The organism is Rhizobium sp. KNZ14-9A (assembly GCF_056755015.1).
Genome location: NZ_JBPGXB010000001.1, coordinates 1099407 through 1124388 on the forward strand (window position 1 = coordinate 1099407; position 24982 = coordinate 1124388).

Genomic DNA, 24982 nt, shown 5'->3' on the forward strand with positions numbered 1-24982 from the left:
ATGCTGGAAACCTTGATCAATGGCGCGTTGGTCGGCGCACTTTATGGCCTTTACGGCCTCGGTCTGTCGCTCTGTCTCGGCCTCATGCGGCAGATCAACCTTGCGCATGGTGATTTTATCGTCTTCTCCGCCTTCCTCGCCCTGCAACTCATGATCCATTTCGGGCTTCACCCCCTTTTGGCGCTGCCAGTGGTCGTGCCCGTCATGTTTGCGGTCGGCTGGGCCTTGCAGCGCTTCATCATCGAGAGGACGCTTGGGCGTGGCGAGATGCCACCTGTCCTGGTGACGTTCGGGCTTTCGGTCATTCTGCAGAACGTCATGCTCGAACTTTTCAGCGCCGATACCAGGAGCCTTGATCCTGGCGTGCTTGGAACGGCGGCAGTGAATTTCGGCTCGGTGGCGATCGGCGTTCTGCCACTCCTCACACTTGCGGTGTCGATCGTCATTTTTACGCTTACGGCGGCGGTCTTCGGCGGTACGCACTTCGGCCGCGCGGTTCGCGCGACGTCGGACAATGAAGCTGTTGCGCAGCTGATGGGGATCGGGACGCGGAAAGTCTTTGCCACTGCCATGGGCTTTGCGCTCGCCATCTCCGCCATCGCTGCGATCTTCTATGGTATGCGTGGCACTTTCGACCCGTCGACGGGTCCAGAACGTATGCTCTTTGCATTTGAAGCCGTGATCCTTGGTGGGCTTGGCTCGATCTGGGGAACGCTTGCCGGCGGGATTATTCTGGGCATTGCCCAGGCGGCGGGCACCTTCATCACCCCGAGCCTCGGCCCACTTGTCGGCCACGTCGTCTTCCTCATTGGCCTCTTGTTGATGCCGGGTGGCCTCTTCACTAAAAGGATACGTGTATGACGCTCGCTTCGCCTCTTGCCCGGTCTCTCGTGGCTGTAGGTTTTCTTGCCGCGGTGCTGTTTGCCATACCGTTTACAGGCTCCCGATACGCTGTCTTGCTGACGACCGAAATTGCAGCGGTTCTGGCCATTGCTCTCATGTGGAACCTGCTTGCCGGCTTCGGCGGTATTGTTTTCATGGGCTTTCAGGTCTTCATCGGCATCGGTGGATACACGCTCTTTATCGCCGCCAACGGGTTCGGCATGTTGCCATTTCCCTTCGTGTTGCTGTCCGCGGTCGTCTGCGCAGGTTTCGCATTGCTGATCACACCTGTTCTTTTTCGCCTGTCGGGTGCTCAGCTCGCCATAGGATCCTGGGTCATTTCGGAAGTCGTCAGACTGATCGTCTATCATACTGGGCTTCTCGGTGGCGGCGGTGGAATCGCGCTGACGGCTGTACGCGGTGTTGATCGTTCCGTCAGGCTTTTTGCAACCTATGGCACAGCTGCCGCCATTTTGTTGATCGCGCTCCTGACCTGCGTCGGGCTGATGCGAAGCCGCTTTGGTCTCGCCTTGCGCGCGATGAAGGACAGTCCACTTGCCGCTGAAGCGATGGGCGTGACAATTCGCAAAACGCAAACCTATGTCCTGCTCATCGCAGCCGCGATCGGCGGTGCAGCCGGAGCCTGCTACTATATGGTTGCCCTGCAAGTGAGCCCGACGGCCGGTTTTTCAATGAACTGGATGGCTATCATACTCTTTGCGGTAATCCTCGGCGGGATCGGAACGCTCGAAGGCCCGATCGTTGGCGTCGCCATTTACTTCTTATTGCGCGAAACGATGGGCAATATCGGATCGCTCTACTTCATCATCCTTGGCGTTCTGGCGATCGGCGTGACATTGTTCGTCCCGGGTGGTGCCTGGGGACTGTTGAAGTCTCTGATCAAGATCGATCTGCTCCCCATTCGTCGCCAAATGCGTGAGGTAGGGCGGAGCGTTTGATCCTCCTGTAATTCTTATCGAACGGTCACTTCAATGATGCAGGCTTGAGAATTGATTGGCCGGCGTTACGCATGGTGACCATGAGGCTTCGCCCCTTTCCGGTCAGAGGCGCGGCGTCTCTCCATCAACGATAGCCAGCAGGCCGGCCAGCGTTGCCGTCACCGGGGTGGCGACGCCAAGTCCGGCACCTGCCTTGCTGACTGCTGCGGTAATTGTGTTTATCTCCATGCGTCGACCCGCAAGTCGGTCCTGCAACATGGATGGTTTGTGCTGTCGATGATTGGCGAAGGCATGTTCCACCGACTGGCGAATATGATCCGCATTAATGGCGAGGCCCTTGGCCGTTGCAACCGCTACAACTTCGTCAAGAATCGTGAAGACGATCGCGCGGGATTCCTGCCGGTCGCCCATCTCGCCAACGGTCAATCCGGTGATGGCTGCGAGTGAGTTGAGGGCGGAATTGAAGGCGAGCTTTTCCCATATCGCCGCTTCAACGTCGGGATCGAGCTTGCAGTTGAGCCCGGCCTTGTCCAGAGCGCTGCCAATCGCTTTCAGTCTCTCCGACCCTTGGCCATTCGCAGCCCAAATCTTGATCTCACCTTCGCCAGGAACGTTGATAAATCCAGGCTCAATCAGCGTGGATGGCCAGTTGGTCATGCCCATGACGATGCGGTCGCGATCCACAAAGGGCTCAATTGCCTCGACGTTGCCAATCCCGTTCTGCACTGTCAGCGCCCAGGTGTCTGGACCCATCAGGTGTTTCGCGGCTTCCATGGCAGATGTGGTGTGCATACCTTTGGTAAAAACGACTAAGAGTTCGAAAGCATCCGTATAGCGATCTGCCGGTCCAACCGGAAGGCGATAGGACTTGTCCCCGAAGAGGCCGGATACCCGAAGCCCGCTGCCGTCAACTGCTTCGATCGTTGCCTGTGATACTTCGATCAGTGCGACGTCATTATCCTGATTTGTCAGGCGCGCGGCGAACAAGCCCCCCATGGCGCCAGCTCCAATTACACCGATCTTCATCTCTCTCTCCCTAATTGTATGGCCCCGATCCAGAAGTGCTTCAATGAAGTGGCTTCACCGAATTAGTTTGCAATCCAATATTTGGATATCAAACTATCTTGCGCAAGCGGAATTTTCTGCATAAGCTTCTGTCAGGCAATAGGGGAGGCAGGCCGGCTGGAAGGGGATTGGTAACAGTTCCTGCCAGGAACCGGCGGATCCAAAGCCGCCTTCGGAGGAGGAAAACCATGGATGAGATTCAGCTGTTAATCAATAACGAGGACCGCGCACCGCTTGCGGGCGGCGTATACGAGCGCATTGATCCTGTAACCGGCCAGGTAGCGACCAAAGCAGCGGCAGGTCAGGTGGAAGACGCCAAATCCGCCGCAGACGCCGCTGCCGCTGCCTTCGCGCAGTGGTCGTCTACGGGGCCGGGCGAACGACGCAAGCTGCTTCTGAAAGCTGCCGATGTTATGGATTCCAAGGCAGGCGAATTTATCCGTCTGATGACGGCTGAAACTGGCGCCACGGCGCCCTGGGGTGGCTTCAACACCATGTTCGCTGCCAATATCCTGCGCGAGGCCGCGGCGATGACAACGCAGATCTCCGGTGAAATCATCCCGTCCGACAAGCCAGGCACACTTGCCATGGGCGTGCGCCAGGCCGCCGGCGTTTGCGTTGGCATCGCGCCCTGGAACGCACCTGTCATCCTCGGCACGCGTGCCATCGCCATGCCGTTGGCCTGCGGCAATACGGTCATTTTAAAGGCTTCCGAACTATGCCCGGGCACCCATCGCCTGATCGGGGAGGTACTGCGCGAGGCGGGCCTTCCCAAGGGTGTCGTGAACATCGTCACGAATGCGCCCGAAGATGCAGCCAAGGTCGTGGAGGCGTTGGTTGCCGATCCGGCGGTCAAGCGCATCAACTTTACCGGCTCAAGTCGCGTCGGCAAGATCATCGCCAAGCTTGCGGCCGAACATCTCAAGCCGGTTCTGCTGGAACTGGGCGGCAAGGCGCCATTCCTGGTTCTCGATGACGCGGATCTCGATGCGGCCGTCAATGCAGCGGCTTTCGGTGCCTACATGAACCAGGGCCAGATTTGCATGTCGACAGAGCGCATCATCGTCAACTCCAAAGTGGCAGACGCTTTCGTGGAAAAGCTTGCGGCCAAGGCGAGAGCGCTACCGGCAGGTGATCCGCGTGGTCATGTCGTTCTCGGCTCGCTCGTGACGCCTGAGGCGGCCGAACGGGTTCAGGAAATGGTCGACGACGCCGTCGCCAAGGGTGCGGCACTTGTGGCCGGAGGTAAGCGCAACGGTTCCATCATGGAAGCGACGCTTGTCGATCACGTGACGCCTGACATGCGAATCTATTCCGAAGAATCCTTCGGTCCCGCCAAGAGCGTGATCCGTGTCAACGGTGACGAGGAGGCGATCCGTGTTGCCAACGATACGGAATACGGCCTGTCGTCCGCCGTCTTCAGCCGGAATGTCGAGCGCGCTATGGCGGTCGCCCGGCGGATTGAAAGTGGAATCTGTCATATCAACGGTCCCACCGTCCACGACGAGGCGCAGATGCCGTTTGGCGGCGTCAAGGCGTCGGGTTACGGTCGGTTCGGCGGTCGTGCCGCGATTGCCGAGTTTACCGATCTGCGTTGGATAACGGTGGAAGACGCGCAGCAGCATTATCCGTTCTGACATATTCCGGAGAGTATTTGTGAGACCATCAGCCAAATCCGTCGAGGATACCCTGAGCCAAAACGATAGCGACCTTCTCATTCCTGAAGCCTTCAGGGATGTCATAGGATATCACCTGCGCGTGGCCCAGGAAGTATCGTTTCAGGCGTTCAGCGCGATGCTGGAAAAGACGGATCTTAAGCCGGGCTGGTATTCGATCCTCACGATCCTCTCCGAACATGAGGAGTTGACCCCTTCGGAGTTGAGCAAGGTGTGCGGCCGGGACCGCTCCACCCTTACCTCGACGCTGAAGGGACTCTCCATTCGCGGCCTGATCGAACGGCGGCAAAATCCGGATGATCAGCGCAGCTACAGCGTCAGCCTCACCAAGGAGGGGCGCGAGATGTATTCGAGGCTGCATGCTTTCGCGCAGGAGCATGACCGCCGCCTCGATGAGATCGTCGGCAAGGACAAGGATATTCTGATCGCAATCCTGGCGAGGATCGTCGACTCGCTTGGAAAGGGCTGAACCGGCCCGGCGGTAGTCGAAGGCCCATGGCCGGCTGACCGCCGATAACTGGAAGACATCTCGACATACGGGTTTTCCCGTTCAATTCGGTTTCCGAGGAGGAGCCGGAAACGCTAGCGGCTTGCCCGCATTTTTCAGCAAGGGAGGAAGACATGCTGAACCGAATTTTCAAAGGTGGCCTGGCGGCCGCTGCACTGGGACTTGCATCCTTTATGGCAGGCGCGGTCTCGCCGGCCGACGCGGCAGACAATCCGATCCATCTGAAAATATCGCTTTGGGTTCCGCCGACCCACCCGCTCGTCAAATCGGCGCAGGAATGGGCAGACAGCATCGCAAAGGACTCTGGCGGCTCGATCACGTCGTCGATCTTCCCTGCTGAACAGCTCGGCAAGGCTTTCGACCACTATGACATGGTGCGCGACGGGATTGCCGATGTGGGTTATGTCAGCCCAGGCTACCAGCCCGGTCGCTTCCCCTTCATCAACGCCGCCCAGCTTCCGTTCACCGTGGCCAACGCCACTGGTGGAACGGCGGCGGTCGATGGCTGGTATCGCGAATATGCGCCCAAGGAGATGGCGGACACGCATTTCTGCCTCGCCTTTGTTCACGACCCGGGCACCCTGCATTCCGTCAAGAAAGTTGTGCTGCCCGGAGATTTCAAGGGGCTAAAGGTTCGCCCGGCGCAGCAGACCATCGGCGAAATGGTGACGCTTCTTGGCGGAACCAACGTGCAGGCGTCTGCACCGGAATCGCGTGACGCTCTGGAACGCGGCATTGCCGACGCCATCACCTTTCCGTGGAACTCCGTGTTCCTCTTTGGGATAGACAAGGTCACGAAGTATTCGATCGATGTCCCGCTCTATACCACGGCCTATACGTGGTCGATGAACAGGGACGTCTATGACAATGCGTCCGCCGATCAGAAGAAGGTGCTGGATGCCCATTGCAACACCGAATGGGCGGTTAAATTGTCCTCGGCCTGGACCGCGTTCGAAAATGCCGGTCATGCCCGCATGAAAGCTGCGTCCGGCCACGAAGTGGTTGAGCTGACCTCGGAACAGCTCGAGGCGTGGCGCAAGGCAGTGTCCCCGTTGCAGAGCAAATGGGAAAGCCAGGTGACGGCAAAGGGCGGAAACCCAGCCGAGGTTCTCGGGAAACTGAAGAAGAATCTGACCGACAACAAGGCAGCGTTCTGAGGTGGTAACGGCCGGTCCCGTGCGGGGGCCGGCCCATCGCTCACGGCAATTGGGAGGAAGCCATGACGCCTGAAACACATGAAAGCCCCGCAGCCACCATTACGGAACCAAAAAACCACATGGACCGCTTCATTGCCGGCATAGAATGGATCGCTGCCGGTTTTGTCGGTCTGGTGGCCGCTGATATCTTCATATCGGTTATGCTTCGCTATTTCTTTTCCCATGCGATCCCGGACGGTTATGATTTCGGACGCATGTTTCTCGGCATTCTGATTTTCTGGGGTATTGCCGCGACCAGCTATCGTGGCGCCCATATCACCGTCGATCTCGTATGGGAAAATGCCAGCCAGAAATACAAACGCTGGATCGATGTTTTTGCGACGCTGGTGCTGCTGTTCGTCGTGACGGTGCAGACGATCATGCTGTTCGACAAGGTGGTTCAGACCCGAGCCCAGAACGTGCTCACCTACGACCTTCAGCTTCCGGTGTGGCCTTTCTTCCTCATTGCCTGGCTTGGCGACGTTGCCGCGGTTGTGCTCATCGCGGTGCGCACCTTCCGTCTCGTGTTTTATCCGCAACGCGTGAATGTGGATCACGCCGACAATCCGGTGGAGTGATGCCATGACACAAAATTTCGTAGCCGTAGCCGGATTTTTTGCACTCTTTGCGCTGATGCTGTTGCGCGTTCCCGTTGGCATGGCGATGGGCCTTGTTGGCGTAACCGGCTTCGGCGTGATCGCGGGCTTTGGCCCGGCCCTGAAGCTGATCGGCCAGACGTCCATGCGCACCGTAACGGATTATACGTTCGGCGTTATTCCGATGTTTCTTCTGATGGGCGCCTTCGTTTCCAACTCCGGCATGAGCCGCGAACTTTTCCGGGCCGCCAATACGTTCATCGGCCATCTGAAGGGCGGCCTCGGGCTGGCAACGATACTTGCCTGCGGTGGCTTTGCGGCAATTTCCGGCTCGTCGGTTGCGACTGCCGCTACATTTTCGACAGTCGCCTATCCAGAAATGCGGCGGCTGAAATATCCGGAAAGCTTCGCTGCCGGCACCATTGCCGCGGGAGGAACGCTGGGCGCCATGTTTCCGCCTTCGACCGTCCTCGTTGTTTACGGCATCATCACCGAACAGGATATCAGCAAGCTGTTCATGGCAGGCTTGATCCCGGGGATCATTGCAATCCTGATGTATATGACGACCATCGTGATCATTGGTCGTGTGCGTCCGAACCTGTTGCCCGCCGCCCCGAAGAGCTCATGGAAAGAACGGCTCGATGCCATCAAGGACATATGGGCGCCGCTCTCTCTCTTCCTCTTCGTCATCGGCGGTCTCTATGGCGGCCTCTTTACGCCCACCGAGGCGGGGGGCGTCGGTGCCGGTGGCGCCTTCATCATCGGTGTCCTGCGGCGGAGGCTCGACAGGGAGAAGATACTCAATTCGCTGCTGCAGGCGACACGCACGGCAGCCGCTGTCTTCACAGTCCTGATCGGCGCGCTGATTTTCGGCTATTTCCTGACGATCACCGGGACGCCGCAAAAAGTGACAGCGTTTCTCGGTGGTCTGGGCCTGGGTCCTTACGGCGTGCTGGCTCTGATCCTTTTGATGTATCTCGTACTGGGCTGCCTCATGGACGCGATGGCGATGATCATCCTGACGGTGCCGATCGTCTATCCGGTCATCCTGTCGCTCGGTTTCGATCCTATCTGGTTTGCGGTCATCATTGTCATGACGGTGGAACTCGGGCTTATCCACCCGCCGGTCGGCATGAACGTCTTCGTCATCAAGAGCGTCGTGCCGGAATTGACCTTTTCCCGAATTTTCAAGGGCGTGGCGCCGTTCATCGTCACCGACCTCATCCGCCTTGGGCTGCTGATCGCCTTTCCCATCCTGGCGACGTGGCTTCCGGCCCATCTCTAAATTACGAAAGCGAGTCAATTCATCATGAACAAGAAGGCTGCAACAATTACCGCCGGGGGCGCTCTGCTGGCACGTCTGAAGGCCGTTGGCGTCGATTACATTTTCGCCAATTCCGGAACGGATTTCCCGCCGATCATCGAGGGGCTGGCGGAAGCATCCGCAAAGCAGATTCCGCTACCAAAGGCGATCGTCATTCCCCACGAAAATGCTGCCATGGGCATGGCGCACGGCTATTATCTGGCGACGCGACGTGCGCAGGCCGTGATGGCGCACACCAATGTCGGTCTCGCCAATTGCGCTATGGGTGCCATAAACGCTGCAACCGAACATGTGCCAATGTTGCTTTTTTCAGGACGGACACCCGTCGTGGAGAAGGGGCGGCTTGGTGCACGAACCGTACCGATAGGCTGGGGTCAGGAAATGCGGGACCAGGCGGCGATGATCCGCGAAACGGTAAAATGGGACTATGAGCTCAAATTCCCTGAGCAGGCCGTGGACATTGTTGATCGAGCCTTCGCGGTCGCCAATTCCACGCCGCGTGGGCCGGTTTACTTAAGCCTGCCGCGTGAGGTGCTGTGCGAGCCATGCCCTTCGGACCAACTCGAGGCGCCGGCAACCATTGCCGCAGCCAGTGCAGGGCCACGCCGGGCCGACATCGAAACGGCTGCAAAACTCCTCAGCGAGGCGAAAGCTCCCTTGATCATCGCGCAACGTGGTGCAGGGTCGCCCGAAGGATTTACGACGTTGTCCCGCCTTGCCGAAGATTGGGGCATTGCGATTTGCCAATATTGGGCGATCCAGCTTGCTGCACCGACCGACCATCCGATGGCCGTGGGCGGCGACCCTGCCGACTGGCTTGCTGAGGCCGATCTCGTACTGGTCATTGATAGCCTGGCTCCATGGTCACCGGACACTCACACGCTGAAGCCGGGCTGCAAGGTCGTTCATATCGGCGAAGATCCACTTTATGCGCGCTTCCCAGTCCGCAACTTCCCCTGCGATCTGGCACTTGTTGGCGATGTGGCCGAGGTCATCATTGAACTCGCTGCCGCCGTTTCCAGCTTTTTGCCGCAGACGAAAATGCTCCGCGAGGCGCGCCGCTCCGAGGTCGCAACTGCATCCTCCAGGCGCCGCGCAACCGTTCTGGAACGTGCAGCCGCAGGCCGAGGGCCCGTGATGTCGAAGGCTTTTCTCAGCACCCGCCTTTCCAAGGCGATCGAGGGAATGGACGCGGCGGTACTTTCGGAGCTTGGCGCACCCCTCGAGGAGTTGACATTGCGCTCGCCCGACACCTGGTTTCAGGAACCACATTCCGGTGGTCTTGGCTGGTGCTTCCCCGCAGCGCTCGGCATGAAACTCGCGCAGCCAGACAGGCTGATCATCGCCACGATGGGGGACGGTTCCTACATGTTCTCCAACCCGGTTGCCTGCCATCAGATCGCGGAAGCGGCGGAAATTCCGCTTCTGATCCTCGTGCTCAACAATTCCGAATGGGGGGCAGTGCGCCAGTCCGTGCTCGGTGTTTATCCGGATGGGTATGCCTCCAAGGCAAACACCATGCCGCTGGTTTCGCTTGCGCCGACGCCGGACTTCACAAAAGTGGCGGCGGCGAGCCGTGCCTGGACGGCCCAGGTGGATCGCGCAGAGGAACTCGACGCGGCTCTGGCAGCCGCGATCGAGCAGGTGACGGTACACAAGACCCAGGCTCTTGTCGAAATCCGGATCGCGCCGTAATGACCCTTCTCAACATCGAAGAATACAGGCAGCGCGCGCGGCGCCGATTACCGCGCTTCGTCTTTGACTATCTGGACGGCGGTTCAGAAGACGAGGTCGCACTGAAGGAAAACCGCAGGGCTTTCGAGGCGATCAAAATGACGCCGCGGCTGCTTAACGATGTTTCTGTTCGAGACCAGAGCATCGATTGGTTCGGGCAGCGCCTGCCGATGCCGATCGTTATCGCACCGACCGGGCTTAACGGCCTTTATCGCCGCGATGGCGATATTCTGCTTGCAAGGGCTGCTGCCAGATTGGGCATCCCCTTCGCGCTGTCGACGGCCTCCAATAATTCTATCGAAGAGGTCGCCAAGGCTTCGGATGGCGATCTGTGGTTCCAGCTTTATGTAATGAACCGCGATTTCGCCGATCAGCTGATGGATCGGGCGCTTGCGGCCGACTTCAGTCATCTGGTTCTGACGGTGGATGTTGCGATGGGCGGCAAGCGGGAGCGTGATGAGCGGAACAATTTCGTGATACCGTTCCGCTTTCGCACGAAGACAATCGTCGATGTCCTTTGCCATCCCCGCTGGCTTTGGCATGTGGGCCGGCACGGCACGCCGTCTATGGCTAATCTCGCCACGGACACGGTCACAGATCCCAATAGGCAGGCAGCACTCCTCTCCCGCAAGATGGATGCGAGCTTCGATTGGGACGATTTGAAACGTCTGCGCGACCGCTGGCCACGTCGCCTGCTGGTGAAGGGGCTTTTACATCCCGACGACGCTGAGCGTGCTGTTGCACTCGGCGTTGATGCGGTCGTTGTCTCCAACCATGGCGGCCGTCAACTCGACATAGCTCCCGCGCCTATCGACGTTTTGCCTCGTTTCTCCTCCCTCAACGCTCCGATCATTGTCGATAGCGGCATCCGGCGCGGCAGCGACATCGTCAAGGCGATCTCGTTGGGCGCTAGCGCCGTGATGATAGGCCGCGCTGCCTTGTTTGGCCTCGCCGTTGGCGGCGAGCAGGGGGTAGTTGAGGTAATCGAGATTCTGAAAAGCGAGATCGATAGAACGCAAGCCCTTCTAGGGAGGACTGGGATCTGATCGATGCCGGAAAGAAAGCCGTGGCGCTGAAGACCGGAGCCGCATTTTTTCAGCGTGCAGAGAGCTTTGCAATGGTACCGGCGGTCACCTAGATGTCGCCATTCTCGGAGCACTGCAAGTCACTCAGCACGGTGACGTCGCCAATGGAGGGTCGGTCGAAAGGTGTGCCTGCCGTCGGTGGCGCCATGGATCTTGTCCACGGCGCTAAACAGTACTGACAACAATTTGCGTTGGCGTGGGACACGGGCATCGCGGTTGCATTGGAGCGCCTATAGAGAGCGCGTGAGTTGTTTTCATTTTTTTCAGGCTGGAGAGGAGAGGGTGAGTTAAATGGGAATGAGGATTGGAACTCCTAAGGAGCTATCCATAGGAGAATCGCGTGTTGCAATGACGCCGGACTCGGCGCTGCAATTGCAAAAGCTCGGGTACGAGTGTGTTGTCGAAACAGGCGCGGGCAAGGCGGCGGGATTTTCCGACGACGCCTATCGCGCAGCCGGTGTCACCATCGTCGATAGCGCCGATGCGCTTTATACAGGTGCCGACATCATCGCCAAGGTTCGTCCGCCGGAAACGTCGGAGATTGATCGCCTGTCTTCGGACAAGACGCTGATCTCGTTCTTCTATCCCGCACAGAACAAGGACCTTCTGGAGCAGGCGAAGGAAAAGGGCGCAAATGTCATCGCCATGGACATGGTGCCGCGCATTTCCCGCGCCCAGAAAATGGACGCGCTGTCCTCCATGGCCAACATTGCCGGTTATCGCGCCGTCATCGAGGCCGGCAATAATTTCGGCCGCTTCTTCACCGGTCAGGTAACCGCCGCCGGCAAGGTGCCGCCCGCCAAGGTGCTGGTCATCGGTGCCGGCATTGCCGGTCTTGCCGCCATCGGCACGGCAACCTCGCTCGGCGCCATTACCTATGCCTTCGACGTGCGCCCGGAAGTGGCCGAACAGATCGAAAGCATGGGCGCCGAATTCGTCTATCTCGATTTCGCCGACCAGAGCCAGGATGGCGCAGCGACCGGCGGTTACGCCGCCCCCTCCTCGCTGGAATTCCGCGAAAAGCAGCTGGAGAAATTCCGCGAGCTGGCACCGCAGATCGATATCGTCATCACCACGGCGCTGATCCCCGGCCGTGATGCCCCGAAACTGTGGCTCGCCGACATGGTGGCGGCAATGAAGCCGGGTTCTGTCGTCATCGACCTCGCAGCTGAGCGCGGCGGCAATTGCGATCTGACGGTGCCCGACCAGCGTATCGTTTCCGACAATGGCGTCATCGTCATCGGCTATACGGATTTCCCGAGCCGCATGGCCACGCAGGCCTCAACGCTCTATTCCACCAACATCCGTCATATGATGACCGATCTGACGCCCGCAAAGGACGGCAAGGTCGTTCACAACATGGAAGACGACGTCATCCGCGGCGCGACCGTCACCTATCAGGGCGACATCACCTTTCCGCCACCGCCACCGAAGATCCAGGCGATCGCCGCGCAGAAACCCAAGGAACGAGCAAAAGAGCTGACGCCTGAAGAAAAACACGCGAAAGAACGGGCCGAGTTCAAGGCGCAGACCAAAAGCCAGGTCGGGCTGCTGGTCATTGGTACGGCGGCCCTGCTTCTCGTCGGTCTTTTTGCACCGGCAAGCTTCATGAGCCATTTCATCGTCTTCGTGCTCGCCTGCTTTATCGGCTTCTCCGTCATCTGGAATGTCAGCCACTCGCTGCACACGCCGCTGATGGCGGTGACGAACGCGATTTCCGGCATCGTCATTCTCGGCGCCCTCCTGCAGATCGGCTCCGGCAACTGGCTGGTGGTGCTCCTCGCCTCACTTTCCGTCCTGATCGCGACGATCAACATCGTCGGCGGTTTCCTCGTGACACGGCGCATGCTCGCCATGTTCCAGAAGTCCTGAGCCGTGTAGGGGACACTTTATGACCATTGGTATCGTTTCCGCGGCCCATGTTGCCGCAGCCGTTCTTTTCATCCTTTCCCTCGGCGGCCTCTCCGGACAGGAAAGCGCCAAGCGCGCCGTCTGGTACGGCATAACAGGCATGGGTCTTGCCATTGTCGCCACGGTCTTCGGACCTGACGTCGGCAACTGGTTCATTGTGCTGCTGATGCTGGCGGGTGGCGCCGTTCTCGGCTACTTCGTCGCAAACCGCGTGCAGATGACCGAGATGCCGCAGCTTGTTGCAGCACTTCACTCCTTCGTTGGTCTGGCCGCCGTCTTCATCGGCTTCAACGCCCATATCGAGGAAGCGCATGTCGCCTCGCTCGATGAGACGGCGCGTTCCCTGTTGACAGGCTTTTCCGCCCTCCTCGCCCACAAGACGCCGGTAGAACTGGCCATCATGAAGGTCGAGGTCTTCCTCGGCGTCTTCATCGGCGCCGTCACCTTCACCGGTTCCGTCGTCGCCTTCGGCAAGCTTGCCGGCAAGGTGGACGGTAAGGCGAAGAAGCTTCCGGGCGGACACGTCCTCAATGCCGGTGCCGCGATCCTGTCGCTCGTCCTGCTCATCATGTATTGCAACGGTGCCGGCGCATGGACGCTCGTGCTGATGACGCTTGCCGCCTTCTTCATCGGCTATCACCTGATCATGGGTATCGGCGGCGCAGACATGCCTGTCGTCGTCTCGATGCTGAACAGCTATTCCGGCTGGGCGGCGGCCGCCATCGGCTTCACGCTCGGCAACGATCTCCTGATCGTTACAGGTGCGCTTGTCGGCTCCTCGGGTGCGATCCTGTCCTACATCATGTGCAAGGCCATGAACCGCTCCTTCATCTCGGTCATCCTCGGCGGCTTCGGCGCGTCGACAGGGCCGGCGATGGAGATCATCGGCGAGCAAATCGCCATTGATGCGAACGGTGTGGCGGCGGCGCTCAACGATGCGGAGTCAGTGATCATCGTTCCTGGCTACGGCATGGCGGTCGCACAGGCACAGCAGTCGGTCTCGGAACTGACGTGCAAGCTGCGGGCTGTGGGCAAGAAGGTCCGTTTCGCCATCCACCCGGTCGCCGGCCGCCTCCCAGGCCACATGAACGTGCTGCTCGCCGAAGCCAAGGTCCCTTATGACATCGTGCTCGAGATGGATGAGATCAACAACGACTTCCATGAGACCGACGTCGTCATCGTCATCGGCTCCAACGACATCGTCAACCCGGCGGCACAGGACGATCCCAACTCGCCCATCGCCGGTATGCCGGTTCTCGAGGTCTGGAAGGCCAAGCAGGTGTTCGTATCCAAACGTGGCCAGGGGACCGGCTATTCCGGCATTGAAAACCCGCTATTTTACAAAGAGAACACGCGGATGTTCTACGGTGACGCCAAGAAGAGTTTGGGCGAGCTTCTGCTGCAGATTGCCTAATCTGAGGTAGGACTGCTCTGGGGAAAAATTAAGAGCCATGGGGTCAAGTATGACCCCATGGCCCTTATGCGTCCTCGGCCACGCCAACGCTGTCCGGATTGTTTAGAAAAGCGTATGACACTGAGGCTCTGGCGTTTTTGGGAGAAATTGGCAGGATAGAAATCCCGCGAAGCCGTGATAATTCCGGCCTCTGCATGGGTTTGCTATAAAGGAGACCTCGGGCAACGTCGCATCCTTTTGGGCCCATCGTCGCAGTTGATGAATGATCTGTCGATTTTGAGCGTGTCGACAGGAAAGCGGGCCAGATAGCTCGATGGCGCCACATGAACCGTCCGGGCGGCTCGACTATATCTTACGGCGCAAGCGCGCCGGATACCGGCTCAACTGCCTTTGTCTGCGCCATCCGCCATACCCGGGGCGAGAGGCCGATATGGGTAAGAAAGAAGCGTGAGAAGTAGGCAGGATCGGAGAAGCCGAGACGGTAGCCGATTTCCTGGACCGGCATTTGAGTGAACACCAGTTCACGTTGGGCTTCGTCGATAAGTTTACGGTTGATCAGCCGCTGAATGGTGCCGCCGGTGAGTTGCTTTACGATTCGGTTCAGGTGCGTTGAAGAAATGCCGAGTTCGCGCGCATAGAAGGATGCCGGCCTGTGTGAACGGCAATGTTGATGGATCAGATCGACGAGTCTGTGCAAGCGGCGTTCGTTTTCGTTGGCGCCATCCTCCTCGTCGCGGCCCTCGGTATATAGACGGGCCGTCAGCCTCAAAGCTACTGTTAAGTAAGTCTCGCATAGTCCCGATGGCCCGGTCCTCCGCGCGGCAATTTCTGCGGCGAGACGGCGCAGCGTGTCGGCAATGTACTGACTGTCAGAGTTCTCTGCGCTCAACTCTGTCAAACGCGGTGCTGCTAGCCATTCGCCCAACCGACTGTGCTCGGCCGACATGGGAGGCAAATGTAAATTCAACACCGTGAATACATAGCCGTCGATGTCACTGGAGAAGCGAAATCCGTGCCGCGCGGATGCAGGCACGGTAATTACGGCCGGAGGAGTGATCGAATGCACTTCGTCCGCGAAGATAGCGTCTCCCGAGCCAGTTTCGATGTACAGGATCTGAAAGAACTGCACATGGCGATGGAGTTTGATCTCCCAGCGATGTCGACTGCTGCGCGACGGAATTGTTTCGCAATGCAACCAGAATTCCGGAGAATCGCCAGTTTTTTCACCGTAGAGATCGTATGTGGGAATTGAGCGCATAACTACCCGTAAAATCCGAGATGTTCACTTTGTCCAATTGTATGGCCGCAATGTCCATGGAGACGACACGTTGCGAATGGCAGAATTACGAAAATGCAAGTCTTGGGAGGGCGAGATGCGTACGCAGGTTGTAGTCATTGGTTCGGGGCCGTCCGGCCTGCTGCTGGGTCGGTTGCTGGCAAAGGCCGGCATCGAGGCGGTCATTCTGGATCGGGTCAACAAGGACTATATTCTCGCACGTGTGCGGGCCGGTGTCCTGGAGCAAGGCACCGTCGATCTCATGGATAATGCAGGAGCCGGTGCACGGATGCATGCAGAGGGCCTGCCGCATGACGGCTTTTCGCTCGCATTCGGCGGGCGCGACCATCGCATCGACCTCAAGGACCTGACGTGCGGCAGGGGCGTCATGGTCTACGGGCAGACCGAGCTGACGCGCGACCTGATGACACTGCGGGAAGCGGCCGGCGCGACGACGATTTACGATGCATCCAATGTCTGCCCGCACGACTTTGATGGCCAATCGCCTTATGTGACCTATGATCACGGGGGTGTTACTCATCGCATCGACTGCGATTTCATCGCGGGATGCGACGGTTTTCATGGTGCGACTCGCAAGGCAATTTCGCAAAACGCTATCCGTACCTTTGAGAAGATTTATCCGTTCGGCTGGCTCGGCATTCTGGCCGAGGTGCCGCCGGTCAATCACGAGCTTATCTATGCCAATCATCCGCGCGGCTTTGCGCTTTGTTCAATGCGGTCGGAAAAACGCAGCCGGTATTATCTGCAATGTCCGCTTGACGAGAAGATCGAGGATTGGAGCGACGACCGTTTCTGGGACGAGTTGCGCCGGCGACTTCCCGCTCACCATGCCGAGGCACTGGTGACCGGGGCCTCCTTCGAAAAATCGATCGCTCCGCTACGCTCCTTTGTTGCCGAGCCGATGCGTTTCGGCAAACTCTTTCTCGTTGGCGACGCCGCCCACATCGTGCCGCCGACCGGTGCCAAAGGCCTCAATCTCGCGGCGAGCGATGTCCATTATCTCTTTTCCGGTATCGCCGAATACTATCAGGAGCACTCGGTCGCCGGTATCGAGGCCTATTCCGCCCGGGCCTTGGCCCGCGTCTGGAAGGCCGTGCGCTTCTCCTGGTGGATGACGACGATGATGCATCGCTTCCCGGAAACCGGCGCATTCGACCAGAAGATTCAAGAGGCCGAGCTCGACTATCTTAGCCATTCGCGAGCCGCGGCGATGGCCCTTGCTGAAAATTACGTGGGGCTACCATTTTAAGACTGCTCCTGTCCAATTCCGAAAAAACGCCTCCACTCCGCCGGATAATATCGTCGTATAACAGCGAGGCTAAGTGCGGTTCGTTCAGCCGCAGATCGATGGCGTCGATCTGCCGGCAGGCCGCCGTCGATTTCGCCGATGGGCTGAAGAACACCGCCTCAGTTGGTCCTTGTGTCTCCTCGTGTCGCTGGTAAGCGCGGCTCCAAGGTGTCGTTCGCTTTCGAAAACGCTTAGCGAGGTAGCGGCACACGTATCCAAACTATCTCACTAGTCCTTCACCTTTCCGATATTTCGCCAAGGCCATGCTGGCGGTCTTTTGGCTCATGAGGCGACTGCGGGCTGGACATTCAACGCATGGCTGAGCAACTCTTTACTGTAGGGGGTCTTTGGAGATAAGAAAATCGTCTCCGTTGAGGCAGATTCAACCACTTCTCCCTGTTGCAGAACGACAACTCTGTCAGCAATGCTTCTTACCACTGCGAGGTCATGAGTGACGAACAGCATGGCCAAGCCATCTGCCATCAAGCCGCGCAGCAGTTCGATGATCGATGCCTGTACTGACACGTCGAGAGCAGACGTGGGTTCGTCGCAGACAAGCAGTTCCGGCTGGCAGACCAATGCCCGCGCGATAGCCACCCGCTGTCTTTCGCCACCCGACAACTCCGAGGGATAGCGCGACATCAAATCGGGCGACAGACCAGCCCGCCCGACTGCTGTTCGAACTGCCTGAATGATGTCGTGCTTCGAACCTGGAAAGAAATGTCGTACTGCGCACCCGATACTGTCGCCGACGGTACGTCTGGGGTTCAGCGACGCGTATGGATCCTGAAAAATGTACTGTATTTGCCTATGAGAATCCTTGTTCCTCCGCTCCGACTTCTGCGGCAGAGTCGTGCTCCGAAATCTGACCGCACCATCATAGTTGGAATGCAAGCCGATGAGGCAACGCGCCAACGTGGACTTGCCGCTGCCGGATTCCCCGACCAAGGCGACGCACTCTCCCTTAGCGATGTCTAAGGACACATTTCGCACGACTTCGAGAGGACCGTATCTAGCCACGAGGTTCTGGACCGAACATATCCGTTCGTCGTGTGATCTCGCGAGGAGCAGCGAGACGACATGTGCTCCCTTCTCGATCGTGTTCGGTTTGTAACAGCGGATGCTGGAGGTCCCGTCTGTAACGAGGTGAGGTTCCACCGTGGCGCACAGGTCGTCGCCGATCCGACAGCGCGTTGCGAACAGGCAACCCGAACCTCGGTTTCTCAGGTCCGGGGCCGCCCCCGGAATGCCCTGGAGCTGCTTACGCTCGAGGGTCGTCGGCACGGCCCTGAGCAGTGCGCGGCTGTAGGGGTGCGCCGGAGCTCTTAGCACTCGGTCCGAGTTGCCATATTCCATTACCCGGCCCGCATAGAGCACCATGACCTGGTCCGCCACGGCGGAAATGACACCCAAGTCATGGGATACATAGACGCTGCACAGATGCATTTCCTTCGAAAGCTCGGACACGAGCTTCAGGACCTCGTTACGGGTGGCGACGTCGAGCGCGGTCGTCGGCTCGTCAAGGACGAGAAGTCGCGGCCTGCCGACGACGGCAATTGCAAGCCCGATGCGCTGTAATTGACCTCCTGAGAGTTCGCTCGGGTATCTCGCGAGGAAATCCCGGCTCGTGGGAAGTCGCACGGCATCCAGAACGCTCACGATCCGTCCAGCGGCCTCGGCACGGCTCTCTGCGTGACGACCGGAAATCAGGCGTTCGATGAGCTGCGTTCCGATAGAAAGTCCCGGATTGAGTGACATCCCGGCATCCTGGGGCACGTAGCTCACGACTCGTCCCCGTCGGTCCCGCCGTTCGACCTCACTCAGTGCCAGGATATCCTGGCCGTCGACGATAACCTTTCCCGAGGCGATCTTCGCTCCGGGCCCGGCATAGCCCAGCAAAGCCTTGGCGATCGTGCTCTTTCCCGAACCACTCTCGCCGACGAGACCGAGGACCTTGCCGGGTTCGATCTCGAAGGAGACTTCGTCAACGATCTTGATGCCATTCCGCAGCGAGACCCCGAGAGACTTGACCCTGACACCCTGCATCATTTCGAACCTTCTGTAAGACCGATGGCCCTGGACATCCCTTCGGCGAACATGTTGCCGCCGATCGATAGCGCGGCGATCGCTAAGATCGGTGCGAGGACAGCCCACGGCTGGACTGTGAGAGCGTTGCGGCTCTCGTTGACCATGAGACCCCAGTCGGCGTTGGGAGGCTGAATTCCGTATCCGAGGAAGCTCAGTCCGGCTAGCAGCGAAATGGACCACATAAGCCGCAGGCCCAGTTCCACGAGCAGCGGCGACGTAATGTTGGGAAGGATCTCCGACACCAGAATGTTGCGGCTCGGAAGGCCCACGGCCCGAGCCCATTGAATGTAGTCGCGTTCCACGACGGCCAAGGCGGCTCCTCGAGTAATGCGCGCGACGCTCGGTGCCTGCGATACTCCAACGAGGACGACGAGCAGTGCAGGGCTGGGACCGAGCATGGTCACGAAGAGGAGTGCGAACACGACGCTCGGGAAAGCGAGTTGAATATCGACCAGGCGCATGAGGATTTCGTCGGCCATCCCTTTGAAATAGGCCGACACCATTCCGGTAGCGGTGCCGATCGACAATCCGAGGAGCGTCGCCGCGATGGCCATCCACACGAGATTGCGGCCGCCATACAGAAATCTGCTCAGCACGTCACGCCCAAGGCTATCCGTGCCCAGCAGCGCGTCCGCGCCCGGAACATCGTAAGGGACGCCAATCAGCTCGGACGGTGTGTGCGGGGCGAATACCGGACCGAGTATCGCCACCGCGACAACGCCGCCGATCAAGCCAAGCCCGAGCAGCGATCTCGAACTCTTAAGTCCTCGGATCAGGGTCGATTGGGATCCGGTTGTTTTGGACACGGAAGAACTCAATTCCTTCCTCCTCTTCCCGGTGGTGTGAGCATGAAGGACAGCACATCGGTAATGATGTTGACGACAAAGAACGTGACGGAGATAGCGAGCACTGCCGCCTGGACGACCGGAATATCTCGCATTCCGACAGCATCGGCCAATGCAGTGCCCAGTCCAGGAAATCCGAACACGTACTCGATCACGACAACGCCCCCGACCGAGAACGCAAAGATGGTCCCCGCCGCCTGGATTGCCGGAACCAAGGCATTCGGCAGCACGTGGCGAAACAGTATCCGCGACCGCGACAGGCCCTTGAGAGCCGCGAACTGAACGTATTCAGTATGCAGCACGTCAATGACGGTCCCCCTTACCAGCCGGTATAGATAGGTGACTTGGAGGAGGACGAGGGTGATAATCGGCATTGCGAGGCGTTCGGTCTGTTCCCAAATTGGTTCGCTCGGCGACAGGAGCGACACTGCAGGAAAGAAGTGGAATACGCTGGTGCTCAAAAGTAGCACAAGGAATATTCCGAGGACGAACTCGGGAAGGGCATTCACCATGATCGAAACTGCCATGACGGATCTGTCGGTAATTCCGTCCTTGCGCGTAGCGGTCAATACGCCTAGCGCCAGCGAAATCGGGACGGCGATCAGCATCGAAACCGTCACGATGAAAAACGAGTTCACGACGCGCGGCAAGAGGAGCTCGGTCACCGAAACTCTCGAAACGATCGACGTTCCGAAATCTCCATGAAGCAATGCTGTAAGCCATCGGAGATATTGGACCGCAACAGGTTGATCGAGATTGAGCTGCTGGCGAACGATCTGCACTTGGTCGGCGGATGCTTCCTTGCCAAGGACGACAAGGGCCACATCACCCGGTAATGCCTGGGTGGCGCAGAAAATGAGCACCGACACGATGAGGAGCATGAGGATAGCCAGTGCGGATCGCCGCACCAGCCAACCGCCGAGCTTGCTCTTCCGGGCGGTCGAACTCGCGGACGACAAACCCGTCATGCGAGAGATACCTTACGGAGATGGTAGAACGGGGAATCGACAACATATGGCACGATCCCAGTGAGGCCCGCCTTGTGGGCGTTCAGGGTGTTGGCAAAGCCCCAAATGATATTGCCGCCACGTTCGTATTCGACCGCCTGCATTTCGTGAATCACGTCGCACCGGTCATTGGCGCTCGAGATGCCGACGGCTTTCTTATACAGATCGTTGAACTCGGCATCGTCCCAGTGCGACGTATTGAACGTACCGCCGGGCAGAAGGCTCCTTGTCACCACCGGGAGGTAGGCATCGCTCAGGAAATCGACACCGAACGTCCAGTTTCCATAGTTTGCCAGATAGGCCGCTTCTTCGGTGACCTTGACGTTGACAGTCACGCCGGCCGCCTTCGCCTGCTCGGCGAATACCTGGGCGCACTCGACCATGCCCGCAGTGCCGTTGACTGTCACGAGATCGACAGACAGGCCGGATTTCCCGGCTTCTTCTAAAAGCTTCTTGGCCGCATCGATGTCCTGCGTGCGTTGCTCGACAGGCGTCGGACCGCAAGGGGCGATTGATCTTCCCTGCATATCGTTGCCGACCGCGCCGTATCCAGCGAGCGCGACCTTCACCATCTGCTCGCGATTCGCTATCAGACGGAAGGCCTGGCGAATGCGAACGTCGTTGAAAGGCTCCACGTCGGTCCGCATGTACATCGGGATCGACATTGCAGAAGGATTGTTCAGCAACTTCATGCTGGCATCGGCTTGGACAATGCGCGCCTCTGCGAACGGAATCTTGTAGGCCATGTCCACCTGTCCGCCGCGCAACGCGTTGATGGATGCAGCGGCATCGGAGATGTTCACGATGAGAAGCTTCTTTAGCTTCGCCTTGTCACGGAAATATTCGTCGAACTTCTCGAAGACTGACTCCCGCCCCGGGGTGAACGAGACGTATTTGAAGGCACCTGTGCCAACAGGCTTGGCAGGATCGAAGCCCTTGGGCACCATCCGAAGATAGCGGTTGGCCCATAGGTCCTGGAAGGGACCGTAGGGGTCTTTCAATTTGAATAGGACAGTCGTGTCGTCGACCTTCAATACGTTGGCCGGATCGACGAAGCTGATGAGCGCCGAGCCCTTGGTCGGATTCGCGCTGTCGAGAATGCGCTTGATGGTGAAGATCACATCGTCGGCGCCGAAGTTCTTGCCGTCGTGCGTCTTCACGCCGCCTTTCAACTTCACGGTCCACTCGGTTGAGTCTGCATTGGGAGTAAAGCTCTCGGCCAGCGACAATCCGACGCTTGCGTCCGGATTGTATTCGCTTAGGCCGTCGTAGAGGTTCGTGAAGCGGATAATGTCTGTGATCTGGCCCTGCGTCCTGTGCGGATCGAGGGAATCGGCGTTGCTTCCGGGCGCGGCCACGCGCAACGTCCCTTCGTCGTCGGCAGCAAAGGCCAGTGAGCCGGGAAGAGCGCCCAGCGACAATGCGGCGCCCGTCGCTCCCATAAGAAAGCCGCGGCGGGACGTCTTCAGGCAATCGATTATTCCGTTATCAGACATATTGATCCCCATGTTCTCTTGTTTGGACTTTGGCTTCAGTTCCGTGCCCGCTTACTTCGAGCAGCCTCTGTTGCGGCCTTGGTCATCAGCGGAACCAGGACGGACGGTCCACGCTCATCTTCGTCCGGGTCGAAAGACGAGAAGCTGACGGCCAGAATATCGAAGCGATCCGCGATGAGTTCGAAGCCCCGCGAGACCTGAGTGTCGGTCAGGCCGCCTTCTGCGCAATGGCGATTGGCGCGAAGAACCGTGGGGTCGAGCACGTCGGTGTCGACGTGAACATAGACCTGGTCGCATTTGGCGCTGAGCAGGTCCAACGCCGCGCCAAGCGCACGCTCGAAGCCAAGCTTGGCAATGACCGGAGTATTTACGACGGTGCCGATGGCGATGCTGGCATGCGCGCGTGCATTCTTGGAAAAGGCTTCGTGAATGCTGACAGAAATGATGCGTTCGTCGGGGATGACACGGAACCCGGGAATTTGCTCGCGGTATTTTGGCCAGCAATGACCGGCGATCGTCGTTGTCAGCATGCCTTCGATGAAGCCGTTTGCCGAGGTCTCAGGGGTGAGAGCGTCGCCGTGGGCGTCGAACCAGATCAGACCTATGTCGCCCTGAGCATCTCCGATGCCGCCGACCATGCCAAGCGAGGACGAGCAAGTGCCAGCCGAGACGATTGGGATTCTTCCAGCCGCACGGGCTTCCCGCACTGCGGCAGCAAGATGGATGTTCTGAACGAGAATCCGCCCCATCTGGTCACCCGCGGGGATTAGCCTGAAATCTCCGCCCGTTTCCTTGTCGGTCGCGCGGTCGGCCTGATCGAGAAAAACCACTTCGACATCGCTGAACACCTCTCCAAATGCGGTAGGCGCGTTTTGCCCGGCCAGCAGGACCTCGGGTCCTATTGCCATTGCGTTCCCGACGACACGTCCGCGTGTCCCGCAATGGTATGGCAGCCCAATGAGGGTCACGGGTGCAGCATTCTTAGCTTCTGGCATTCTCTCGTTCCCATCGGTTTGTTGAAGACCAACAATAACAGTTAGTTTCCGACGGGATATCCACAGCATTGCTGAGGTCAGCACCGGGGGGAATAGCGTAATCGTGCTGCGCGAAGTTGGTGCATCGTGCAATGACAATCATCATTCGGTCTTTGACAAACCGATTACTGCTCTATGATCGCCGGAATGCGGCCATTGGGGCAGATCTTGAGGTAGGCAGCTTCTGTTTGCTGCTTGGCCGCAAGGTCGATCGCGACAACTTCGTACGGAACTGAGAGCTCTTCAAGCATCACTGATGCCTTCCACCCATTCGGCGTGGACACGGTATAAAGCAGAATATCGGGCTTGCTCATCTCATCGCTCCCGTTTTTCCGACTATCGGGCCGCCGCATTTACTGTGCACCGAGGTCACCTGTTTCTCTGCTCCATCAACTTCGTCGCGGTCGACTCCGACGCTGACATCAGCAGGCTGGTCCAGCCAGTGCGAGGGAGATGACACCGATGGAGCGGACGATGTCCCGGATGTTCTCTTGACGATGACCGAGGCGCTCGCGCGGCCGATGCCGGCCGTAGATCCCGTCACGATGGCCTTGCGGTCGGTCAAGTTGATTTTCATTGGTTCATCCTTTCCAAATCGTGTTCCGAGCTCACATCCGCTGGTTCGAAGATCAATCAGGCCGGAACGCCGGTACGCAGCCGGCGCAACACCGGCAACAGAGCCGATCAGGTTCGGGTCGCGGACTGCATGAGTTCGATGCCTGGGCCTCCTGCTTCGGCGATACGACCACCGAATTCGAAATCCGGTGGCGTCGCCTTAACGGTTTCGAGCGCGCGGTGAGGACGTGTTTCGCGTACTTCAGGCAGCGATTGAGCCAGCGATTTCACGCCACATGGAGATGGCGTGAGTGCGAAGCTGGCGATGGTCCGCGGCGGACAACCATTTCCGGTGAAGAAGAAAAAGATTGGCGATCGGGCCGTGAGTTGAGACGAAACGCTGACATTGTCGCGCGGACTTGAAGCGCATCATGCGTCGCTCTTGCCGTCGCACAACAAGATGAGAGTTCTCAGCTCGGTTGTTCAATCCCTTATGCGAGCGATGTTCGACGCGCGGCATCAACTGGGATTTTGCGGCCGAATAGGAAGGCAGCTTGTCGGTCACCATCACGCGCGGGGCGGTCCCCTGGTGCTTGAGCAGCTTTCTCATCAGCTTTAAGGCGGCCGCCTTGTTCCGTCGGCTTTGCAGCAGGGCGTCGAGCACGTAACCGTTCGCGTCGACGGCGCGCCACAACCAATATTTCTTTCCCTTGATCGTCACCACCATCTCGTCGAGCTGCCACTTGTCGGAAAAGTGGCCTCGTGAACGGTGCCGGAGCAGATGAGCAAATTTCAAGCCGAATTTCGCCGCCCATTCCGAGACGGTCTGGAATGAGACGTTGATGCCGCGCTCAGCGAGCAGATCTTCGATGTCACGGAAGCTGAGCGGGAACCGATAATAGAGCCATACGGCATGGGCAATGATCTCAGCGGGAAATCGGTGGCGTCTGAAGTGGGCGAGAGGGGCTTCGGTCACGAAAACCCGATATCAAGTCATTTCGAACAGGCAGTTAAGGCGACGC

22 protein-coding genes and 1 pseudogene are annotated in these 24982 nt (G+C 58.7%); 13 read left to right on the top strand and 10 right to left on the bottom strand.

The annotated features are described in order from the left end of the window. Together ACR9ZQ_RS05745 and ACR9ZQ_RS05750 are read left to right on the top strand one after the other, a co-directional pair. Window positions 1-861, top strand: a complete 861-nt coding sequence (locus ACR9ZQ_RS05745; RefSeq protein ID WP_481427194.1) for a branched-chain amino acid ABC transporter permease — start codon at window positions 1-3, stop codon at window positions 859-861. Then, a complete protein-coding gene (locus ACR9ZQ_RS05750) occupies window positions 858-1841 on the top strand; it encodes a branched-chain amino acid ABC transporter permease (protein ID WP_481427195.1) in 984 nt (327 codons plus the stop codon). Before ACR9ZQ_RS05745 ends, ACR9ZQ_RS05750 begins: the two co-directional genes overlap by 4 nt. Before the next feature lie 102 nt (window positions 1842-1943). On the opposite strand, the gene ACR9ZQ_RS05755 is transcribed toward ACR9ZQ_RS05750, so the two are convergent. Next, complete coding sequence (locus ACR9ZQ_RS05755) at window positions 1944-2867, bottom strand: ketopantoate reductase family protein (protein WP_481427196.1); 924 nt, start codon at window positions 2865-2867, stop codon at window positions 1944-1946. Window positions 2868-3094: 227 nt separating this feature from the next. Here ACR9ZQ_RS05755 and ACR9ZQ_RS05760 point away from each other — a divergent pair, with 227 nt between their 5' ends. The 10 genes and pseudogenes from ACR9ZQ_RS05760 (at window position 3095) to ACR9ZQ_RS05805 (ending at window position 14350) form a co-directional block, all read left to right on the top strand. After that, window positions 3095-4543, top strand: coding sequence for an aldehyde dehydrogenase (locus ACR9ZQ_RS05760; protein WP_481427197.1), 1449 nt, complete (start codon window positions 3095-3097; stop codon window positions 4541-4543). Window positions 4544-4562: 19 nt separating this feature from the next. Beyond that, complete coding sequence (locus ACR9ZQ_RS05765) at window positions 4563-5051, top strand: MarR family winged helix-turn-helix transcriptional regulator (protein WP_481427198.1); 489 nt, start codon at window positions 4563-4565, stop codon at window positions 5049-5051. A 152-nt stretch (window positions 5052-5203) separates the two neighbouring features. After that, window positions 5204-6247 carry a TRAP transporter substrate-binding protein gene (locus ACR9ZQ_RS05770; protein WP_481427199.1) on the top strand — a complete coding sequence of 348 codons (1044 nt, stop codon included), beginning with the start codon at window positions 5204-5206 and terminating at the stop codon, window positions 6245-6247. 62 nt (window positions 6248-6309) lie between these two features. Beyond that, entirely contained in the window at window positions 6310-6864 is a 555-nt protein-coding gene (locus tag ACR9ZQ_RS05775) for a TRAP transporter small permease (RefSeq protein WP_481427200.1), read from the top strand. 4 nt (window positions 6865-6868) lie between these two features. Further along, a complete protein-coding gene (locus ACR9ZQ_RS05780; protein ID WP_481427201.1) occupies window positions 6869-8167 on the top strand; it encodes a TRAP transporter large permease in 1299 nt (432 codons plus the stop codon). A 24-nt stretch (window positions 8168-8191) separates the two neighbouring features. Beyond that, window positions 8192-9901: a thiamine pyrophosphate-requiring protein gene (locus ACR9ZQ_RS05785; RefSeq protein ID WP_481427202.1), complete on the top strand. Its 1710-nt coding sequence runs from the start codon at window positions 8192-8194 to the stop codon at window positions 9899-9901. Next, window positions 9901-10986, top strand: a complete 1086-nt coding sequence (locus ACR9ZQ_RS05790) for an alpha-hydroxy-acid oxidizing protein (protein ID WP_481427203.1) — start codon at window positions 9901-9903, stop codon at window positions 10984-10986. Before ACR9ZQ_RS05785 ends, ACR9ZQ_RS05790 begins: the two co-directional genes overlap by 1 nt. Further along, window positions 10962-11198 (top strand): annotated as a pseudogene (locus tag ACR9ZQ_RS05795) (CoA-transferase); the annotation flags it as partial. The gene ACR9ZQ_RS05790 and the pseudogene ACR9ZQ_RS05795, both read left to right, overlap by 25 nt. A 124-nt stretch (window positions 11199-11322) precedes the next feature. Further along, complete coding sequence (locus ACR9ZQ_RS05800) at window positions 11323-12897, top strand: Re/Si-specific NAD(P)(+) transhydrogenase subunit alpha (protein ID WP_481427291.1); 1575 nt, start codon at window positions 11323-11325, stop codon at window positions 12895-12897. A gap of 19 nt (window positions 12898-12916) precedes the next feature. Further along, a complete protein-coding gene (locus ACR9ZQ_RS05805; RefSeq protein WP_481427204.1) occupies window positions 12917-14350 on the top strand; it encodes an NAD(P)(+) transhydrogenase (Re/Si-specific) subunit beta in 1434 nt (477 codons plus the stop codon). Window positions 14351-14702: 352 nt separating this feature from the next. Here ACR9ZQ_RS05805 and ACR9ZQ_RS05810 read toward each other — a convergent pair whose 3' ends face one another. Further along, window positions 14703-15608: a helix-turn-helix domain-containing protein gene (locus ACR9ZQ_RS05810; protein WP_481427205.1), complete on the bottom strand. Its 906-nt coding sequence runs from the start codon at window positions 15606-15608 to the stop codon at window positions 14703-14705. A gap of 115 nt (window positions 15609-15723) precedes the next feature. Here ACR9ZQ_RS05810 and pobA point away from each other — a divergent pair, with 115 nt between their 5' ends. Continuing rightward, window positions 15724-16896, top strand: coding sequence for a 4-hydroxybenzoate 3-monooxygenase (pobA, locus tag ACR9ZQ_RS05815; protein WP_481427206.1), 1173 nt, complete (start codon window positions 15724-15726; stop codon window positions 16894-16896). A 321-nt stretch (window positions 16897-17217) separates the two neighbouring features. On the opposite strand, the gene ACR9ZQ_RS05820 is transcribed toward pobA, so the two are convergent. From ACR9ZQ_RS05820 to ACR9ZQ_RS05855, 8 genes are all read right to left on the bottom strand, one after another. Further along, window positions 17218-18984 carry an ABC transporter ATP-binding protein gene (locus tag ACR9ZQ_RS05820; RefSeq protein ID WP_481427207.1) on the bottom strand — a complete coding sequence of 589 codons (1767 nt, stop codon included), beginning with the start codon at window positions 18982-18984 and terminating at the stop codon, window positions 17218-17220. Further along, a complete protein-coding gene (locus ACR9ZQ_RS05825) occupies window positions 18981-19841 on the bottom strand; it encodes an ABC transporter permease (RefSeq protein ID WP_481427208.1) in 861 nt (286 codons plus the stop codon). Before ACR9ZQ_RS05825 ends, ACR9ZQ_RS05820 begins: the two co-directional genes overlap by 4 nt. Continuing rightward, on the bottom strand, window positions 19838-20836 hold the full coding sequence (locus ACR9ZQ_RS05830) for an ABC transporter permease (RefSeq protein WP_481427209.1): 999 nt from the start codon (window positions 20834-20836) through the stop codon (window positions 19838-19840). Before ACR9ZQ_RS05830 ends, ACR9ZQ_RS05825 begins: the two co-directional genes overlap by 4 nt. After that, window positions 20833-22371 (bottom strand): ABC transporter substrate-binding protein, encoded by a 1539-nt coding sequence (locus tag ACR9ZQ_RS05835; protein WP_481427210.1) that lies wholly within the window; start codon window positions 22369-22371, stop codon window positions 20833-20835. The genes ACR9ZQ_RS05830 and ACR9ZQ_RS05835 overlap by 4 nt, the downstream gene beginning before the upstream one ends. 35 nt (window positions 22372-22406) lie before the next feature. Then, window positions 22407-23498, bottom strand: a complete 1092-nt coding sequence (locus tag ACR9ZQ_RS05840; RefSeq protein WP_481427211.1) for an arginase family protein — start codon at window positions 23496-23498, stop codon at window positions 22407-22409. Window positions 23499-23530: 32 nt separating this feature from the next. Beyond that, entirely contained in the window at window positions 23531-23719 is a 189-nt protein-coding gene (locus ACR9ZQ_RS05845) for a glutathione S-transferase N-terminal domain-containing protein (RefSeq protein ID WP_481427212.1), read from the bottom strand. Beyond that, a complete protein-coding gene (locus ACR9ZQ_RS05850; RefSeq protein WP_481427213.1) occupies window positions 23716-23982 on the bottom strand; it encodes a hypothetical protein in 267 nt (88 codons plus the stop codon). The genes ACR9ZQ_RS05845 and ACR9ZQ_RS05850 overlap by 4 nt, the downstream gene beginning before the upstream one ends. Before the next feature lie 240 nt (window positions 23983-24222). Then, window positions 24223-24936, bottom strand: coding sequence for an IS6 family transposase (locus ACR9ZQ_RS05855; RefSeq protein WP_481427214.1), 714 nt, complete (start codon window positions 24934-24936; stop codon window positions 24223-24225). Between the last annotated feature and the right edge of the window lie 46 nt (window positions 24937-24982).